This window comes from Perspicuibacillus lycopersici (genome assembly GCF_025660475.1).
Taxonomy (GTDB): Bacteria; Bacillota; Bacilli; order Bacillales; family Caldibacillaceae; genus Perspicuibacillus; species Perspicuibacillus lycopersici.
Genome location: NZ_JAOUSF010000002.1, coordinates 608,170 through 626,488, shown reverse-complemented (window position 1 = coordinate 626,488; position 18,319 = coordinate 608,170). Strand labels below are relative to the sequence as shown.

Annotated in this window: 17 protein-coding genes; 16 read left to right on the top strand and 1 reads right to left on the bottom strand. The window is 37.8% G+C overall.

All coding sequences use genetic code 11. The features are described 5' to 3' along the window. Window positions 1–74: 74 nt before the first annotated feature. The 9 genes from fsa (at window position 75) to OEV98_RS07060 (ending at window position 10,253) form a co-directional block, all read left to right on the top strand. Complete coding sequence (fsa, locus tag OEV98_RS07100; RefSeq protein ID WP_263072532.1) at window positions 75–725, top strand: fructose-6-phosphate aldolase; 651 nt, start codon at window positions 75–77, stop codon at window positions 723–725. A 352-nt stretch (window positions 726–1,077) separates the two neighbouring features. Next, on the top strand, window positions 1,078–2,364 hold the full coding sequence (locus OEV98_RS07095) for a UDP-N-acetylglucosamine 1-carboxyvinyltransferase (RefSeq protein WP_263072531.1): 1,287 nt from the start codon (window positions 1,078–1,080) through the stop codon (window positions 2,362–2,364). Between the two features lie 128 nt (window positions 2,365–2,492). Next, window positions 2,493–3,455, top strand: coding sequence for a class II fructose-bisphosphatase (glpX, locus tag OEV98_RS07090; RefSeq protein WP_263072530.1), 963 nt, complete (start codon window positions 2,493–2,495; stop codon window positions 3,453–3,455). 450 nt (window positions 3,456–3,905) lie between these two features. Next, on the top strand, window positions 3,906–5,192 hold the full coding sequence (gene rho, locus OEV98_RS07085; RefSeq protein WP_263072529.1) for a transcription termination factor Rho: 1,287 nt from the start codon (window positions 3,906–3,908) through the stop codon (window positions 5,190–5,192). A gap of 189 nt (window positions 5,193–5,381) precedes the next feature. Beyond that, window positions 5,382–5,582, top strand: coding sequence for a 50S ribosomal protein L31 (gene rpmE, locus OEV98_RS07080; RefSeq protein ID WP_263072528.1), 201 nt, complete (start codon window positions 5,382–5,384; stop codon window positions 5,580–5,582). 668 nt (window positions 5,583–6,250) lie between these two features. Beyond that, window positions 6,251–6,883, top strand: a complete 633-nt coding sequence (locus OEV98_RS07075) for a thymidine kinase (protein WP_263072527.1) — start codon at window positions 6,251–6,253, stop codon at window positions 6,881–6,883. 179 nt (window positions 6,884–7,062) lie between these two features. Further along, the gene (gene prfA / locus OEV98_RS07070; protein WP_263072526.1) at window positions 7,063–8,130 is read left to right on the top strand and encodes a peptide chain release factor 1; all 1,068 of its coding nucleotides are present in this window, start codon (window positions 7,063–7,065) and stop codon (window positions 8,128–8,130) included. Further along, on the top strand, window positions 8,120–8,989 hold the full coding sequence (prmC, locus tag OEV98_RS07065; protein ID WP_263072525.1) for a peptide chain release factor N(5)-glutamine methyltransferase: 870 nt from the start codon (window positions 8,120–8,122) through the stop codon (window positions 8,987–8,989). The genes prfA and prmC overlap by 11 nt, the downstream gene beginning before the upstream one ends. 322 nt (window positions 8,990–9,311) lie before the next feature. Continuing rightward, the gene (locus OEV98_RS07060) at window positions 9,312–10,253 is read left to right on the top strand and encodes a DUF3089 domain-containing protein (protein ID WP_263072524.1); all 942 of its coding nucleotides are present in this window, start codon (window positions 9,312–9,314) and stop codon (window positions 10,251–10,253) included. Between the two features lie 233 nt (window positions 10,254–10,486). Here the strand turns inward: OEV98_RS07060 and spoIIR are convergent, their stop codons facing one another. Further along, on the bottom strand, window positions 10,487–11,173 hold the full coding sequence (gene spoIIR / locus OEV98_RS07055; protein WP_263072523.1) for a stage II sporulation protein R: 687 nt from the start codon (window positions 11,171–11,173) through the stop codon (window positions 10,487–10,489). A 376-nt stretch (window positions 11,174–11,549) separates the two neighbouring features. Between spoIIR and OEV98_RS07050 the strand changes: the two genes are divergently transcribed. From OEV98_RS07050 to upp, 7 genes are all read left to right on the top strand, one after another. Continuing rightward, on the top strand, window positions 11,550–12,608 hold the full coding sequence (locus OEV98_RS07050; protein WP_263072522.1) for an L-threonylcarbamoyladenylate synthase: 1,059 nt from the start codon (window positions 11,550–11,552) through the stop codon (window positions 12,606–12,608). A 235-nt stretch (window positions 12,609–12,843) separates the two neighbouring features. Continuing rightward, window positions 12,844–13,395: a manganese efflux pump MntP gene (locus OEV98_RS07045; protein ID WP_263072521.1), complete on the top strand. Its 552-nt coding sequence runs from the start codon at window positions 12,844–12,846 to the stop codon at window positions 13,393–13,395. A gap of 108 nt (window positions 13,396–13,503) precedes the next feature. Further along, the gene (locus tag OEV98_RS07040) at window positions 13,504–13,950 is read left to right on the top strand and encodes a low molecular weight protein arginine phosphatase (protein WP_263072520.1); all 447 of its coding nucleotides are present in this window, start codon (window positions 13,504–13,506) and stop codon (window positions 13,948–13,950) included. An 11-nt stretch (window positions 13,951–13,961) separates the two neighbouring features. Next, window positions 13,962–15,254 (top strand): methyl-accepting chemotaxis protein, encoded by a 1,293-nt coding sequence (locus OEV98_RS07035; protein WP_263072518.1) that lies wholly within the window; start codon window positions 13,962–13,964, stop codon window positions 15,252–15,254. Between the two features lie 142 nt (window positions 15,255–15,396). Continuing rightward, on the top strand, window positions 15,397–15,972 hold the full coding sequence (locus OEV98_RS07030) for a TIGR01440 family protein (protein WP_263072517.1): 576 nt from the start codon (window positions 15,397–15,399) through the stop codon (window positions 15,970–15,972). A gap of 189 nt (window positions 15,973–16,161) precedes the next feature. Further along, the gene (gene glyA, locus OEV98_RS07025; RefSeq protein ID WP_263072516.1) at window positions 16,162–17,397 is read left to right on the top strand and encodes a serine hydroxymethyltransferase; all 1,236 of its coding nucleotides are present in this window, start codon (window positions 16,162–16,164) and stop codon (window positions 17,395–17,397) included. A 244-nt stretch (window positions 17,398–17,641) separates the two neighbouring features. Continuing rightward, the gene (gene upp / locus OEV98_RS07020) at window positions 17,642–18,271 is read left to right on the top strand and encodes a uracil phosphoribosyltransferase (RefSeq protein ID WP_263072515.1); all 630 of its coding nucleotides are present in this window, start codon (window positions 17,642–17,644) and stop codon (window positions 18,269–18,271) included. Window positions 18,272–18,319 lie beyond the last annotated feature (48 nt).

Sequence of the window (18,319 nt, the reverse complement as noted above, 5' to 3'; positions counted from 1 at the left end):
ATTTCGCAGGATAGAGAAGTATATTTCTGTCTATGGGCTCATAATTACGATACGAATAAAGGGGAGAGGGAAAAATGAAATTTTTCATTGACACTGCAAACATTGAGGAAATTAAAGAAGTTTATGCTATTGGAGTATTAGCGGGTGTGACAACAAATCCTTCACTAGTCGCGAAAGAAAAAGGGGTAACTTTCGAAGAACGACTAAAAGAAATTACATCCATCGTATCAGGCTCTGTCAGTGCAGAAGTAATTTCATTAGATGCAAAAGGAATGATTGCAGAAGGAAGAGAGCTAGCGAAAATAGCGCCAAACATAACAATTAAAGTACCAATGACTGTCGAAGGACTAAAAGCAGTTTCTGTTTTTTCAAAAGAGGGAATAAAAACAAATGTGACGTTAATTTTTAGTGCAAATCAAGCATTATTAGCTGCCCGTGCAGGTGCCAGCTACGTATCGCCATTTTTAGGAAGGCTAGATGACATCGGTCAAAATGGGCTCGATTTAATTTCTGATATTGCAGAAATGTTCTCGATTCATGATATTCCAACAGAAATAATTGCAGCATCTATTCGTCATCCACAGCATGTAACAGAAGCTGCCTTAAGAGGAGCACATATTGCGACCATTCCGTACAAAGTATTATTACAATTATTCCAGCATCCATTAACCGAGCAAGGTATTGAAAAATTTCTTGCAGACTGGAATACACGCATCAACAGTTAAATGATATTATTTCATTTACGCCAAGATTCCATTGAAAAATTGTCTCCTTTATGACACGTCACCATTATTAGTTACTTACTATCAATATTTTGGTATGATAGGGTGGAATGTGATCCCTTGGGACCTTTCATTAATTAACCAAAGCTGTAGGATAAATGATAAAATCTCCTTTTCAATATGTCTCCTGTTGAATCTATTTGCGACATTTGATATAACGGAGAAAAATAGAATCTTTTATTTTGTTGTTAGTGTAACTTGGAAATAATATAATATACCGTTTGATGCCAGCTAGACCGACAATGTGAACAAACGTTGATTTACGGTATGAAGTGTCATTAGAAGGGAGATAAAAATGGAAAAGATTAAAATTATCGGCGGCTCCCCGCTAAAAGGCTCTGTCCGAATTAGCGGTGCAAAAAATAGTGCAGTTGCATTAATTCCGGCAAGTATATTGGCTGAGTCTCCTGTAACAATAGAAGGACTTCCAGAAATCTCGGATGTAGAAATTTTACGAGATTTATTAGAAGAAATCGGTGGAGTGGTTGAATTGGATGGCCAGGATATGACGGTTGATCCAAGCTCCATGACATCCATGCCACTTCCAAACGGAAAGGTGAAAAAGCTTCGTGCCTCTTACTATTTAATGGGTGCAATGCTTGGACGCTTTAAAAAAGCAGTAATTGGACTACCAGGAGGCTGTCATTTAGGACCACGTCCAATTGATCAGCATATTAAAGGGTTTGAAGCATTAGGTGCAAAGGTAACCAATGAACAAGGTGCGATTTATTTACGAGCGGAAGAGCTACGTGGTGCACGTGTTTACTTAGATGTAGTAAGTGTTGGAGCAACAATTAATATTATGCTTGCTGCTGTTCGTGCCAAAGGAAGAACGATCATTGAAAACGCCGCTAAAGAACCAGAAATAATTGATGTTGCAACCTTATTAACGAATATGGGGGCAAAAATTAAAGGTGCCGGAACAGATGTAATCCGGATTGATGGTGTGGAGCATTTACATGGCTGCCGTCATACGATTATTCCAGATAGAATTGAAGCTGGTACATATATGATCTTATCTGCTGCGATGGGTGAGGGAGTATTAATTGATAATGTCATTCCACTTCATTTAGAATCATTAATTGCGAAACTAAGAGAAATGGGAGTATCTGTGGAAGCAGGCGACGATCAATTATTTATCTCACGTGCAGAGAAGATGAAATCGGTAGATATAAAAACTTTAGTCTACCCTGGATTTCCAACGGACTTACAGCAACCAATTACTTCGCTCCTAACAAAAGCAACAGGTACAAGTGTCGTTACAGATACTATTTATTCTGCACGCTTTAAACATATTGACGAGTTAAGAAGAATGAATGCTAGTATCAAAGTGGAAGGCGGGTCTGCAATTATTACAGGACCTGTTCAACTGCAAGGTGCAAAGGTGAAAGCGAGTGATTTACGTGCAGGAGCTGCGCTTTTAATTGCAGGTGTAATGGCCAATGGATTAACGGAAATAACCGGAGTAGAACATATTGATCGTGGTTATAGTCAAGTAGTGGAGAAGCTTAAAGGATTAGGGGCAAATATTTGGAGAGAAAGACTATCCGAAGAGGAAGTGGAGCAAGTAAAAAACTCTTAAGCTCGAAATGGATAAAATATTAAAAAATAAAAGAAATCGACAAACATACTAATGCAATTGATATGTAATATGATACAATTATTGTGTGAATGTGTCATACTAATTATCAGTTGTCAGGGGGATTCGCGATGGAAAGAAGTTTGTCGATGGAATTAGTGCGTGTAACGGAAGCAGCTGCTCTCGCTTCAGCAAGATGGATGGGAAGAGGACGAAAAAATGAGGCAGACGATGCAGCGACTTCTGCAATGCGTGATGTGTTTGATACAATTCCAATGAAGGGAACAGTTGTAATTGGCGAAGGAGAAATGGATGAAGCGCCAATGCTGTACATTGGAGAAAAATTAGGCAACGGATATGGTCCCCGTGTGGATGTAGCAGTTGATCCGTTAGAAGGAACAAATATCGTGGCATCTGGTGGATGGAATGCATTAGCAGTATTAGCTATTGCAGATCACGGAAATTTGTTACATGCACCTGATATGTATATGGACAAAATCGCAGTTGGTCCCGAAGCAGTAGGACAAATTGATATGAATGCATCTATATTAGATAATTTAAAAGCAGTTGCACTCGCAAAAAATAAAGATGTCGAAGATGTAGTAGCCACAGTGCTAAATCGCCCGCGACATGAAAAGATTATTAGAGAATTACGTGAGGCTGGTGCAAGGATTAAATTAATCAATGATGGCGATGTTGCTGCAGCGATTAACACTGCCTTTGATCATACAGGAGTCGATATTTTATTTGGAAGCGGTGGTGCACCAGAAGGCGTCATTGCAGCCGTTGCATTAAAATGTCTCGGTGGCGAAATACAAGGAAAACTAATCCCACAAAGCGAATTGGAAATTGAGCGCTGTATGAAAATGGGGATTACAATAGAAAAAACGTTACGAATGGAAGATTTAGTTCGTGGCGATGATGCTATATTTGCAGCAACAGGAGTAACGGATGGTGAGCTACTAAAGGGAGTGCAATTTAAAAGCTCTTACGGTTTAACACATTCCTTAGTTATGCGTGCGAAGTCTGGAACCGTTCGTTTCATTGACGGAAGACATAGCCTCAAGAAAAAACCGAACTTAGTCATGAAGTAAGACAATATCCCTATTGGTTTCCCGCCAACAACAGGAATCCCTTCGTTTTGCTATGGCTGGGAACCTACTCTGTATTATGGATAAGTTACTATCATTAAAACCAAAATAAATGTTATTATTATAATCTTTTCATTAATTTTTGCAGAATTTTGTCAAAAAAAGTAAAAATATTTTGGAGTATTTCTTCATAGTGTTCTTTTGCTTGTTATTATTTTATGGTACTATATTAATGGACACGACGTTACCTCTTTACATTTCAAGAGAGAGAAAAAGAATAGAATTATATAAAAAATTAAAGCTGCCCCCACAGCTTATTGAAATCCCTTCTGTAATTTCCTTCATAAAAGAACAATCCTTAATGAAATAAAAATTAAATATGGTTATTTATCCTTTAATGATTGTTTTTATCGAAATCATTGTTTTACTATTTTAAAAAGTGTGGTGTACATTTTGGAAGAAACATTAAACATTTCACAATTGGAGAATATGAAATTAAAAGAACTGTACGAGCTTGCCAGGAAATTTCAGGTATCCTATTACAGTAAACTGACGAAAAAAGAATTAATATTCTCAATATTAAAAGCACGAGCAGAGCAAGAAGGTTATTTCTTTATGGAAGGTGTATTAGACATCATCCAATCTGAGGGATTTGGATTTTTACGTCCAATTAACTACTCTGCGAGCTCAGAAGATATTTATATATCAGCATCGCAAATCCGTCGATTTGATTTAAGAAACGGGGATAAAGTATCTGGAAAAGTACGTCCCCCAAAAGAAAATGAACGTTATTTCGGCCTACTACATGTAGAAGCAGTAAACGGAGAAAATCCAGAAACAGCAAAAGAACGCGTTCACTTTCCTGCATTAACACCGCTTTATCCGGATCGACAAATCATTTTAGAAACAAAGCCTAATGTCCTTTCCACTAGAATTATGGATTTAGTGACACCTGTTGGATTTGGACAACGGGGATTAATTGTTGCGCCTCCAAAAGCCGGTAAAACAATGCTATTAAAACAAATTGCAAATAGTATTACAACAAATCATCCGGATGCAGAGCTAATCGTACTTTTGATTGATGAACGTCCAGAGGAAGTAACAGATATTGAACGCTCTGTAAATGCAGAAGTAGTTAGTTCAACCTTTGATGAAGTTCCAGAAAATCATATTAAGGTTGCGGAATTGGTTTTAGACCGCGCAATGCGTTTAGTAGAGCATAAACGGGATGTTATCGTATTAATGGATAGTATCACAAGATTAGCACGTGCCTATAACCTAGTAATTCCACCAAGTGGTAGAACGTTATCTGGAGGTATTGATCCTGCAGCATTCCATCGTCCGAAACGCTTCTTCGGGGCAGCTAGAAATATTGAAGAGGGCGGTAGCTTAACCATTTTAGCTACAGCATTAATCGATACAGGCTCCCGAATGGACGACGTTATTTATGAAGAATTTAAAGGTACTGGTAATATGGAACTGCATTTAGATCGTGCACTTGCGGAAAGAAGAATATTCCCAGCAATTGATATTCGCCGTTCTGGTACACGGAAAGAAGAGTTACTATTACCGAAAAATCACTTGGAAATACTTTGGGCAATCCGTAAATCAATGTCAGATTCACCTGATTTTGCTGAGAAATTTATGAGAAAATTACAGCAATCGAAAGGAAACGAAGATTTCATGGCTTCGCTTGCGACGGAATTAAAGACGAACGGTATTAATAAACGTACGTTGTAAAATGCGTGGATTGTGCCGCTTATTCTTTGTTTTTTCGTATTGATGTTAAATTTTAACAAAGCGAATTCAAATATTGCATTTCAAGAAATCCCTTGTTATAATAAAAACAGTGTTTTTTCAAATGTAAATATATTTGTTAATAGATTAACTCTGTTTCAGAATGATTCAGGGCCAAAGGAGTTGAAAAGGATGAAAGCAGGAATCCATCCAAATTACAAAAAAGTAATGGTTAAATGTGCTTGCGGTAACGAATTTGAAACTGGTTCAGTGAAAAATGAAGTACGTGTCGAAGTATGTTCTGAATGTCACCCATTCTACACTGGACGTCAAAAATTCGCTAGTGCTGATGGTCGTGTTGAACGCTTCAACAAAAAATACGGTATTAAATAATCTAGCATACTCCAACAAGTGGAGTAAAACTTTCGATCCAAATATAAAACAGGCAAGAAGAACCAATGGCTTGCCTGTTTTTTTATGGATTTTTCCTAGAGTATTTTTGTATCGTCGCTATTATGATGTAGCCCGCAGACTGATTACACTACGCGCGTCCATTCGGGTGAGCGTTGAGGCTAGCTGCGGCTCCTAGCGACTAGCAAACTTCACCAACCCTCCGTACGATAAGTCAACATCGGTTTGTAAACTCCCCGTGTTTCCTTTATCGCCTGAGAATTGGCTCCTGTTTGTACGTCGCCGTGCAGTCGCCTTCGCTTTTCGATAAGCGTTCGTGTATTCCGTCTGCTCAGCAATTCATACAATATTTCTTTTTTTGAAATAGCAACAATTCTTTAGAAAACAGACGGACCAAATTTTTTCTCTTACTTCTGATTTATTGGTATCACAAAGGAAATGAAGAAAAAATATGGAAATACAGTACAATTGGCATTTTTATCAAATAGAAAAAATCGCTATAATCTCAAGTAGAGATGGATTAATATAGAGAAGTAACAAATAATAGAGAATACCATTTATTCCTAAATACTATAGAACGAAACAGGCTGTAAAAGATTGGTTGGAAGATATCTTTTGTATTGGTCTTAACGGGAGGAGCGCTTTATTTCATGTACGTAATGAAACAATCTGGATGGGTAGAAGTGATTTGTGGGAGTATGTTCTCAGGTAAATCAGAAGAATTAATTCGAAGAGTTCGCCGTTGTCACTTTGCAAAACAGAAGGTTGCAGTTTTTAAACCGAAAATTGATGATCGCTACAGTAAAGAGGAAGTAGTTTCTCATAACGGCGAAGCAGTAATTGCAATACCAATTAGCCATGCGGAAGAAATATATACACATATTTCAAAGGATATTGATGTGATTGCAATTGATGAAGCACAATTTTTCAATGAATCATTAGTTGATATTGTTCAAGATCTAGCTAATAGTGGTTATCGTGTCATTTTAGCAGGCTTGGATCAAGATTTCCGTGGGGAACCATTTGGTCCAATTCCAGCGTTGCTAAGTATCGCAGAACAAATTTCAAAATTACAGGCTGTTTGTGCGGTTTGCGGTTCACCAGCAAGTAGAACGCAACGATTGATCAATGATCGACCAGCATCTTATTTCGATCCAGTTATTTTAGTAGGGGCAAGCGAAAGCTATGAGCCACGTTGCCGTCATCATCATGAGGTTCCAGACACACCGAGCAAAAATGAACATACAAATAAGGAGAAGGTAGTAAACAGTACGGTAGAATAACGACAACGGTATTGTCTGCTAGTCTCTTTTTAATAAGTTATAGCACATACACAATGGATATACGGTATTTTGACGATTACTACTGATTTCCTCTATAATAAGAGGATGAATCAAATATATTAATTTAACGAAATGCTAAATAGAGAAGGAAAAAGTTTTGATAGATGAGGTGAACACCCATGTTTGATCGATTACAGGCTGTAGAGGATCGTTACGAGAAATTAAATGAATTACTAAGCGATCCGGACGTTGTAAGTGATGCGAAAAAATTACGTGAATACTCGAAGGAATCATCCGATATTGCAGAAACCGTCCAAACCTATCGTGAATATAAAACGGTAAAAGAAGAATTAAATGAAGCAAAATCAATGTTAGAAGAAAAGCTTGATCCAGAAATGCGGGAAATGGTAAAAGAAGAATTATCTGGACTGGAAGAACGGATCGAGCAATTAGAAGAGCGCTTAAAAATTCTTCTAGTTCCAAAAGACCCGAATGATGACAAAAACGTTATTATGGAGGTTCGTGGTGCTGCAGGTGGAGACGAGGCTGCATTATTCGCAGGAGATCTTTATCGGATGTATAGCCGCTATGCAGAATCACAAGGCTGGAAAATTGATGTTATTGAAGCTAGTCCTACAGGATTAGGTGGATATAAGGAAATCATTTTCATGATTAACGGTAAAGGTGCGTATTCGAAGCTGAAATTTGAAAATGGTGCCCATCGTGTACAACGGGTTCCTGAAACAGAATCAGGTGGACGGATCCATACATCCACTGCAACGGTCGCTTGTTTACCAGAGGCAGAAGAGGTAGAAATTGAAATTCATGATAAAGATATTCGCGTGGATACATTTGCTTCAAGTGGTCCAGGAGGACAAAGTGTAAATACAACAATGTCTGCTGTTCGTTTAACCCATTTACCAACAGGAATCGTTGTATCCTGTCAGGACGAAAAATCACAAATTAAAAATAAAGAAAAAGCAATGAAGGTATTACGTGCCCGCGTATATGATAAGTTCCAGCAGGAAGCACAAGCAGAATATGATGCAACAAGAAAATCTGCTGTTGGAACAGGAGATCGTTCGGAACGTATTCGTACTTATAATTTCCCGCAAAACCGTGTGACAGACCATCGAATAGGTTTAACTATCCAGAAACTCGACCAAATTTTAGAAGGTAAACTGAACGAAATTATTGAGGCGTTGATTATGGAAGAACAAGCCTCGAAATTACAGGATGAAGAATAATAAATTAATCGTATTTGAAGCTCTAAAGTGGGCTTCTTCTTTTTTAAACGAAAGTGGTCGAGAAGAAAATGTTGCGGAAATTGCAATGCGTTTCGTATTAAAAATGGAAAGAGCACAGGTTTTGGCGAATTTACGGAAAGAGCTAACAATAGAAGAATATTTGCAGTTTGAAAAGCTAATTTTCCAACATGCAGAAGGTGTTCCGATTCAATACTTGATCGGCTATGAAGAATTTTATGGTCGGAAATTTTTAGTGAATCCAAGTGTGTTGATTCCACGCCCGGAGACGGAAGAGCTAGTTTATGGCACATTAAATCGGATAAAACAACGATTTACTGATCGCAAAAAACCACTAGATGTTGTCGATGTAGGTACTGGCAGTGGGGCGATTGCAATCAGTCTCAAGCTAGAGGCGCCTAGCCTTAATATTACAGCGTCCGATATATCGCCAAAGGCATTAGAAACGGCGATAAAAAATGCAGAGGGTTTAGGGGCAGATATTCATTTTGTACAGGGGGATTTACTAACACCGTTTATTGGTAATAAAAGATTTGATTGCATCGTATCGAATCCACCATACATACCAATTTTAGATAAAGAAAGCCTATCAACCGTTGTAAAAGATTACGAACCGGAAACGGCATTATTTGCCGGGTTAGATGGTTTGGATTGCTACCGCAAAATCATTGGCCAATTGCAACAGGTGATCAAGGAAGAAGCATTAGTTGCCTTTGAAATCGGTTATGACCAAGGGGATGCAGTAAAGCAGCTAATAAAGAATCAATTCCCACTCGCTGAGGTAGAAGTTGTCCAAGATATCAACGGAAAAGATCGCATGGTCTATGCATACATCAAGTAATAAAGAGGTTCATCTCCATATCAATAAAATCGCAACGGACATTGCGGTTTTATTTTTCGGGATAAATATTAAGAAAATTTAGAATGGCAATTGATTGAAATGGTATAATTATGAAAAGTGTGTTTTCGTTGGATTGTTGGCATTTAGTTAAAATAAAAATAGGGAATGAACTACTGAGTAGACGGAATACACGAAAACTCCCGCGGGAAGGTTAACGCTCGCCCCGAGTGGATGCTCGGAGTGTATTCTTTCTGCGGGCTATTTACTAATAGTAACAATCTTGAAGCCAACATACTATGAAAAAGACAATGGGGTGTGTCTTATGTCCGAAGAAAAATTTGTTGCACTGCAAAAGCAAGTTTTTAAGCTGTTTAAAAACAAAAACTATGATGATGTCCTTTCCGTGATAAACAAAGCAGAAGATCAATTTCCAGAACGATTAGATCGTACGATATTTTGGAAAGCCTGTGTATATTCTCTTCTCGGAAGACAAGAGAATGCGGTTGCGGTCCTAGAGGAAGGACTAAAAAAAGGTGTCTGGTGGAACCCAATACGATTAACTCGGGACCAAGATTTAAATAGTTTACACAATCTCGAATCATTTAAAACGATTGTAAAAAGATGTGGGGATATTCTTGAAAGCAGTGGTCAAAACTCACAGGCACAATTGTATACTTACGGTAATTGTAATGCTGCTATCGGGATATTTTCTTTACATTGGAGAGGCTCGAATGTGGGGGATTATGCTCCATATTGGTTTGATAATAATAGATTAAAAGAGTATTTTTATGGCTTTCCACAATCATCACAGATTTTTGGGTACAATTCTTACTGCTGGGATGATCCAGAAGTTTCAAAAGAGGAGATCTCGACAACATTTGCCGAATATAAAAAGAAAGGCAACACAAAACAGGATATTCTCGCTGGGGCATCACAAGGCGGTAAATTAACAATTGAGTTAAGTTTTACCAACCCAACACCAAGCATGAAAGGATTTATTGCAGTAATACCTTCCATTCAAGATGTCGCTTCAATAGAAGCTCTTTTACATACGAATACGGAAACAGAAATGAGAGGCTGTATCATTACAGGTGATAAAGACCCGTATTATAAAAATACGGTTGAATTAGTCAAAATGTTTGAAGCCTACAGTATACCATGCAAATTGATTGTAATAGAAGGCTTAGGACACGACTTTCCTAGTGATTTTCCGGACTTATTAACAGAAGCTGTCGATTATATACTTCAAGCAAAAAATCTCTAAATGGATGAAATAAGAGGCCGGCAAGGGGGAAAAGTCCCCTTAAACGGAAATCGATTTTATTCTCATCATAAAAATATCTTACTCAATCAAAGGAGAATAGCGTTTTTTCGTTTTGTTCCAGCCTCTGTATTATTTAATCGAATTTAGTTAGTAATAAAAACCGTATACTTTTACCAAAGGGGGGGAGGTAATGAGCATACGGATCAGTTAATCAAATATTAATTTTTATATGCTTAAGTAAAAATCGATACAATCTTATCAAATAACTCAAATAAGAAAAATTTCACCTCTACATCGTCTTCCTTTTCCTCCACATACACCTGATCGGAATTGCTTTCATCATCATTTACGCTTGCAGAAGTATTATTCTTTGAGTCAGCACTGTCATTATCTTCAAATCCTTCACTAACAGCAGAGCCACTAGAAAAATCTAAGAAACAAAGCGGTGGGAATAATACACACCACCAATTATCTCCAACCCCTTCCCCGAGGGTAATAAGAACTGCCTCGTACTCACCAGCAGGGTATAAAAAGTTACCATATAATTTCGTAGGAAAGTTTACATTATTAAATTCAATCTTTACCGACTGGTTCACGCCTGCTTCTGCTAAAACCTTGATGGCAATTGCTTCTAGCTCATTTAAATTACTAGAAATGACTTCCCTAGCTTCTTGTAAAGAGGTTAGGTCACTAACCCACTCCGTAATTTGCTGATTCACACGATCGCGAACGGCTCTCTTAATCTCTTGATCTGCATCGGAATTACTATTTGCTAGAATTCGCAACCGGATTGCTTCATTCGGTATGACAAGCACATCTTCCCCAGCAGCATAACTTTTTGGCATATATAAACTAAAAAAACTAGCAATTGTTAAAAAAACAAAGAATAAGGCAATGATAGCACTATGAATTCGTTTCATTTAGTATTTCTCTCCCTTCTGTCAAACATTCTTAACAGAATCTATTAATCTTATACATATAAAAAGAAAAATCTTTCAAAGGGGATGAAATTATACTAGATAGAAAAACAAATCATTTTTTTACAAAAACAAGTGAATAATGAACGGGTTGGGAAAATCTAGTGGATAACTGTAAATTAACGGAATAAAATATGTGTGATTTTGCAGATATTAACAAAGTTATACACAGTTTTTGTAAAGTTATACACAGTTTGTGGATAAAATCTGAATAATCCACTACGAAAAGGAAATCAAATGGTAAAAAATTATCTTAAAATAGGTTATAATTGTAGGGAAAATAGCGTTATACTTTTTGTGCAAAAAGAAGGAGTTTAAAATGGAAACGAAAATATGGAAAGTGGATAACTATGTGGACAATCTTGAAAAATATCCACAGATTATCGAGGCAGCAAAATTACTACAACAAAATGAGGTCGTTGCTTTTCCGACAGAAACCGTATACGGATTAGGTGGCAATGCAAAAAGTGACGAAGCAGTGAAAAAAATATATGAAGCAAAAGGTAGACCGAGTGATAATCCGTTAATTATTCACATTAGTAAAACGAGTGATGTGGATAATTTTGTGACAGAAATACCAGAACATGCACAAACATTAATGGAGCATTTTTGGCCAGGGCCGCTAACCATTATATTGAAACAAAAGCAAGGTGTACTATCAACGGTTGCAACAGCAAACTCGGCAACGGTTGCGATTCGAATGCCGAGCCATCCGGTCGCGCGCGCAATAATCGAGGTGAGTGGATTGCCGATTGCAGCACCGAGTGCCAATCTATCAGGAAAACCAAGTCCTACTAATTTTGCACACGTTGCACTTGATTTAACTGGAAAAATTTCCGGAATTGTCGATGGTGGTGAAACGGGTGTTGGAGTGGAGTCTACTGTCCTCGATTGTACGGACGATATTCCAACGATTTTACGTCCAGGAGGTGTGACGAAAGAGCAGCTGGAAGCTTTAATTGGAGAAGTGCGGGTAGATCCTGCCTTAGTATCTGAAGATAGTAAACCTAAGGCGCCGGGGATGAAATATACACACTATGCACCAAATGCACCGATGGTATTAGTAGAAGGAAGTCGGGAATTCCTCCAATCTGTCGCACAGCAATATCGTGACAAAGGGAATAGCGTCGGAATTTTAACTACAGATGAACAACTGGATTTCTATGTGGCAGATCGTATTATAAGCTGTGGAAAACGAGCGGAATTATCAACAGTTGCCCACAATCTTTATGATGTTTTAAGGAAATTTGATCAAGAACCAATTGATATTATTTTAAGTGAAACATTCCCGGAAAATGGGATTGGTTCTGCGATAATGAATCGGTTAACGAAGGCTGCTGGCCACCATGTAATAAGTGAACATCATTCACAGAAATAAAACCTAGGCGATCAATTCCAATCAAGAGAAGACAAAAAGAGCTGCTTTCTATAGGATGTGGAAGCTTGAATAAGAGCATATACTCTATAGTGTAAAATAAAGAACGGAAATTAGAACGTATATACAAACAAAATGTAACAATAACTTCTGAAAAAAGCCAAGTCTAATCCCTCCACTAGCTGCATATGTATAAAAAAGCTAGTCCAAGCGTGAAAGGCGATATAGGGGGGATAGAATGGCTTCAGTTGTTAATGAAATATTCACATTATCCATTATGGCATTTGCTGTTGGCATGGATGCCTTTTCTGTGGGGCTAGGAATGGGCATGGTTCCACTACGATTAAAACAAATATTTCAAATCGGTATCATGGTTGGTTTGTTTCATATATTGATGCCATTATTAGGAATCATTACAGGAAAAATATTGTCCGAGCAGTTCGGAAGGATAGCGACCTATGCTGGGGGACTCTTACTCATTTTTATTGGCTTGCAAATGTTTTATTCGAGCTTTCAAGAGGAAGAACAAACACGATTTAAGCCAGTTGGTATCGGTGTGTTAATGTTTGCATTAAGTGTCAGTATTGATAGCTTCTCACTTGGGTTGACATTAGGTATATTCGGCGCGGAAATGGTTACTGCTATTCTCCTATTCGGATTATTTTCGATGTGTCTGACTTGGGCAGGCTTACTGTTTGGGAAAAAAATTAAAGGTTTATTAGGTAATTATGGAGAAGCACTTGGAGGTACAATTTTATTGTTTTTTGGTATAAAATTATTGCTCCCATAATCAAAGAAGTAAGCTACTTATCAGAAAAATTGTGAAAAATAGGATTTTTTACCTACAAATCCTTTATCTTACTACATATATCACTTATAATAGATTTGGAGGCAAATAATGACAAAAATCGTGTTTGTTTGCACTGGAAATACATGCAGAAGTCCAATGGCAGAAGCAATTTTAAAAAGTAAAAATATCACAGGAATAGAAGTGAAATCTGCTGGTATCTTTGCTTCTGATGGAGCGGATGCGTCTTCACATGCGAAAAAAGTATTACAAGAAAATGAAATTACCCATATTCATCAATCTAGTATGCTAAATCAGGAAATGCTAGATTGGGCAAATATTATTTTAACGATGACGAATTCCCACAAAAATTACATCATCCAGCAATATCCAGAAACAAATGCAAAGGTTTACACAATTAAGGAATTTGTTGAAAATGACCAAGGTGATGTTTTTGACCCATATGGTGGTTCACTACAAAATTATCGTCAAACATTTAATGAATTACAGCAGCTAATTGATAAATTAATTATAAAACTAACGGCCGATCATACTTAGGGGGAATACAGGTGGCTGAAAAAAGAAAATATAAATTTAGCTTAAAGAAAAAATTGGTCCTTTTGACCATCGCATTAGCCATTATTACCTATACAACGAGTGCTATTTTTATTTACTTTATACAGCCCTTGTTTTTTGAAAATGTTAATCAATTTTATTTTACGATTGGTACCCTTGCGGCAGGGATTATCTGGTCGGGTATATTAGCAATCATTCTTGCGGGTTTTATTACAAAGCCATTAAAACGACTAGAAGCTGCCGTGTTGCAGGCAGCAAAAGGAGATATTTCGAGCAATGCTTTTGTATCCAAATCGGATGATGAAATTCGGGCAGTTGGACTAGCCTTTAATTTTATGCTAGAAAATATTCGGCAGATGGTCAAAGTCATTGACGAAAATTTTCAAGCAACCAATCAAAAGGTATTACAGATTTCCAATGAATCTAGTAAAGCGGCAGAACAAGTAGGAAATATTGTCAGAACGATAGGGGACATTTCTAGTGGGGCAGAGAGCTCGGCAGAAGCAGTTCAATCTACTGCAGAATCGGTTGATAATGTCGTAACACTTGCTAAAACTGTTCAACAAAGTGCAAAGCAATGTGAAATTGCGTCTAGTGAAATGCTTCAATCATTAAATAATAGTAAAGCAGTTGTAACTTCCTTAATTAGTGGAATTAAGGATTTAGCTGCAGGAAATGAACATTCGTTACAAGTGGTTCAGCGTCTCGAAAAAAATGCTGCAGAAATTGAACAAATAACATTGGTAGTAGGGGATATTGCTGCACAGACGAATTTATTAGCATTAAATGCATCGATAGAAGCTGCCCGCGCAGGTGAACATGGAAGAGGCTTTGCTGTCGTTGCAAACGAGGTTCGTAAGCTTGCCGATGAAAGTGCTAAAGCAGTAAATGGTATTGGTGAATTAATTACGAACATCCAAACTGAGGTCCAACAGGTGGTAAAACAAATTTCCGAGCAAGTGCATCATGTGAAAGAAGAAGTACAAAATGGGGAATCAGCAAATGTCATGATGGAAAATATGACCACTAATGTTTATGAGGTGGCAGATGCTGTTAAAGGAATCGCGAACCTTATCGATCAGCAAATGAATAGTATCGAAATTACTTATCATCAATCCCAAGAGGTTTCGGCGATAGCAGAGGAAACATCTGCAGGTGCACAGCAAGTCGCAGCATCTTCCCAAGAACAGTTATCTGTAATGGAAACCATTGATGATTTAGTGACAGAATTAAAGGTTGACGCAGAAAAATTACAAAAGACGATTACACAGTTTAAAATTAAATAAACGATAACGAATAACCGATAATATGTGTAAAGATGGGTGTCGAGAATAGGACACCCATTTTTTGCGTAGTTAACAAAATATATGGAAAGAATTACTATTAACATATGATGAAAATTTATTCACTGATGCAGGAGGGAATGGTATGGAAAAGGAACTAGTTCAATGGGGCAATCAATGGAAAAAGATTTTAGCAGAATTCGAAAAACAAATACAAGCAAAGCCAAAGCAATTGTTCGTTTTAGGGTGCTCCACATCGGAAATCGCTGGAAAAAGAATCGGTACAGCTGGAACAATGGATATCGCCAAACTAATTTTTGATGAATTGAGGAATTTTTCTAATAAAACATCGATTGATCTTGCTTTTCAATGCTGTGAACATTTAAATCGCGCCTTAGTCGTAGAACGGAGCGTCCAAGAGCGACTTCGATTAGAGGAAGTGTCTGTAGTTCCTGTCCAAAAGGCAGGGGGCTCTATGGCAACATATGCCTATCAAAATATGAATGAACCTGTTGTAGTTGAGTTCATCAAAGCAGACTATGGCATCGATATTGGTGACACCTTTATCGGCATGCATTTAAATCATGTAGCCGTCCCGCTTCGAGTTAGCGAAAAAAACATTGGTCACGCCCACGTAACGATTGCGAAAACGAGACCAAAACTAATTGGCGGCGAACGAGCAGTATACACTGCAACTGAAGGAAATCAATCCTGCACGTAAACTATTTCGCGGTTTCTCTTTATTTTAAACCGTGATAAAATGGAAGGGATTCATGGTAAAATTACGTTTAAGAACGGTATTTTTACCGATTGTGGTTTGGGAAGATGCAAACCTATGCAGTTTGCTGATTTGATATGACAATCAAAAAATGCCGAAGAAAAAGTGGATTCCAGGAAGGGGTATGGTAGGATGACAAATATTGCAAATCAAGACCCAGCAGTTTTTCAAGCAATCCAAAATGAGTTAAAAAGACAACGTAACAATATTGAACTAATCGCATCCGAAAACTTTGTAAGCAATGCAGTAATGGAAGCACAAGGATCTGTTCTGACCAATAAATATGCGGAAGGATATCCTGGTCGTCGATATTATGGTGGTTGTGAATATGTTGATGTTGCAGAAAATATCGCAAGAGACCGCGCGAAAGCCATTTTTGGTGCAGACCATGCAAACGTTCAACCACATTCTGGTGCGCAAGCCAATATGGCAGTATATTTCACCATATTAGAACAAGGGGATACAGTACTTGGAATGAATCTATCCCATGGTGGACACTTAACACATGGAAGCCCTGTAAACTTCAGTGGAATCCAATACAATTTTGTAGAATATGGGGTTGATGAAGCGACCCAAACCATTAATTATGAAGATGTCCGTGAAAAGGCACTGCAACATAAACCGAAATTAATCGTAGCTGGTGCAAGTGCATACCCGCGTGTAATTGACTTTAAAAAATTCCGTGAAATAGCAGATGAAGTCGGTGCGTATTTCATGGTGGATATGGCACATATTGCAGGATTGGTTGCAACAGGTTTACATCCAAACCCAGTTCCTTATGCAGATTTCGTTACAACAACTACACATAAAACATTACGTGGTCCTCGTGGTGGAATGATTTTATGTAAAGAGGAATTTGCGAAAAAAATTGATAAAGCAATCTTCCCTGGTATCCAAGGTGGTCCGCTTATGCACGTAATTGCTGCAAAAGCAGTAGCATTTGGAGAAGCAATGCAGGATAGCTTTAAGGAATACATACAACATGTAATAGACAATGCAAAACAACTTGGCGAAACGTTAAAAGAGGAAGGCTTCCAGCTAGTGTCTGGTGGTACGGATAATCACCTATTACTAGTTGATCTCCGTTCCCGCGGGTTAACTGGAAAAGTGGCGGAAAAAGCATTAGATGAAGTAGGCATTACCGTTAACAAAAACACCATTCCGTTTGATCCGGAAAGCCCATTTGTAACTAGCGGTATTCGTGTAGGAACTGCAGCAGTTACAACGAGAGGCTTTACAACAAAAGATATGGTAGAAGTAGGAAAAATTATTGCGTACACTTTAAAAAATCTTGATAATGAAGCTGCAATCGAAGAAGCACGCCAACGCGTAACAGCATTAACAAATAAATTTCCACTATACGTGTAAAAATTAACTAGCCTCCGTTATGGAGGCTATTCTTTTGGTCATAATAAACGAATGCAGGAAAGCAGAAGCAATTCACCTCAGCCCGATTACACAGAGAACCACTTGTTAAAAAAGTTTGTCAACTATTGCCGAAACTTCGGTTTTTATGTAAAATGAAGCGAAGTGTAATTCGGAAAACTGTAGGAATGGTTTTAATCAATCCATTTACAGTGTAGTAAAAGAAAATTTAAAAGGAGAGAACGTAATGGCAAAAGTATACGTATTTGATCATCCTCTAATCCAACATAAGCTTACATATATAAGACAAAAAGATACTGGTACTAAAGAGTTTCGTGAATTAGTCGATGAAATTGCAACATTAATGGCGTTTGAAGCTACGCGAGATCTTCCACTAGATGAAATTGAAATTGAGACTCCTGTAAGCAAAACGAAATCAAAAGTCCTCTCCGGGAAAAAACTAGGAGTCGTACCTATTTTACGGGCCGGAATCGGTATGGTCGATGGAATTTTAAAACTTATTCCAGCAGCAAAGGTAGGTCACGTTGGCCTATATCGTGATCCAAAAACTTTAAAACCAGTAGAATATTACGTGAAGTTGCCGAATGATGTTGAAGAACGTGATTTCTTCGTAGTTGATCCAATGCTCGCAACAGGTGGATCTGCTGTTGAAGCAATTAACAGTTTGAAAAATCGTGGAGCGAAAAACATTACCTTCATGTGCTTAATCGCCGCACCAGAGGGAGTAGAAGTTTTAAAAAATGCACATCCAGATGTGGATATTTATATTGCAGCACTTGATGAAAAATTAAATGAAAAAGGCTATATTGTTCCAGGTCTTGGGGACGCAGGAGACCGTTTATTCGGAACGAAATAAGTTCGGGTAAAAATGCATAGTCTATTGGCTATGCATTTTTTTTGCCTT

Bases quoted from the DNA above. Each gene is read 5' to 3' on its own strand.
- fsa (WP_263072532.1), top strand. From the start codon at position 75: ATGAAATTTTTCATTGACACTGCAAACATTGAGGAAATTAAAGAAGTT.
- OEV98_RS07095 (WP_263072531.1), top strand. From the start codon at position 1,078: ATGGAAAAGATTAAAATTATCGGCGGCTCCCCGCTAAAAGGCTCTGTC.
- glpX (WP_263072530.1), top strand. From the start codon at position 2,493: ATGGAAAGAAGTTTGTCGATGGAATTAGTGCGTGTAACGGAAGCAGCT.
- rpmE (WP_263072528.1), top strand. From the start codon at position 5,382: ATGAAAGCAGGAATCCATCCAAATTACAAAAAAGTAATGGTTAAATGT.
- OEV98_RS07075 (WP_263072527.1), top strand. From the start codon at position 6,251: ATGTACGTAATGAAACAATCTGGATGGGTAGAAGTGATTTGTGGGAGT.
- prfA (WP_263072526.1), top strand. From the start codon at position 7,063: ATGTTTGATCGATTACAGGCTGTAGAGGATCGTTACGAGAAATTAAAT.
- prmC (WP_263072525.1), top strand. From the start codon at position 8,120: ATGAAGAATAATAAATTAATCGTATTTGAAGCTCTAAAGTGGGCTTCT.
- OEV98_RS07060 (WP_263072524.1), top strand. From the start codon at position 9,312: ATGTCCGAAGAAAAATTTGTTGCACTGCAAAAGCAAGTTTTTAAGCTG.
- spoIIR (WP_263072523.1), bottom strand. From the start codon at position 11,173: ATGAAACGAATTCATAGTGCTATCATTGCCTTATTCTTTGTTTTTTTA.
- OEV98_RS07050 (WP_263072522.1), top strand. From the start codon at position 11,550: ATGGAAACGAAAATATGGAAAGTGGATAACTATGTGGACAATCTTGAA.
- OEV98_RS07045 (WP_263072521.1), top strand. From the start codon at position 12,844: ATGGCTTCAGTTGTTAATGAAATATTCACATTATCCATTATGGCATTT.
- OEV98_RS07040 (WP_263072520.1), top strand. From the start codon at position 13,504: ATGACAAAAATCGTGTTTGTTTGCACTGGAAATACATGCAGAAGTCCA.
- OEV98_RS07030 (WP_263072517.1), top strand. From the start codon at position 15,397: ATGGAAAAGGAACTAGTTCAATGGGGCAATCAATGGAAAAAGATTTTA.
- glyA (WP_263072516.1), top strand. From the start codon at position 16,162: ATGACAAATATTGCAAATCAAGACCCAGCAGTTTTTCAAGCAATCCAA.
- upp (WP_263072515.1), top strand. From the start codon at position 17,642: ATGGCAAAAGTATACGTATTTGATCATCCTCTAATCCAACATAAGCTT.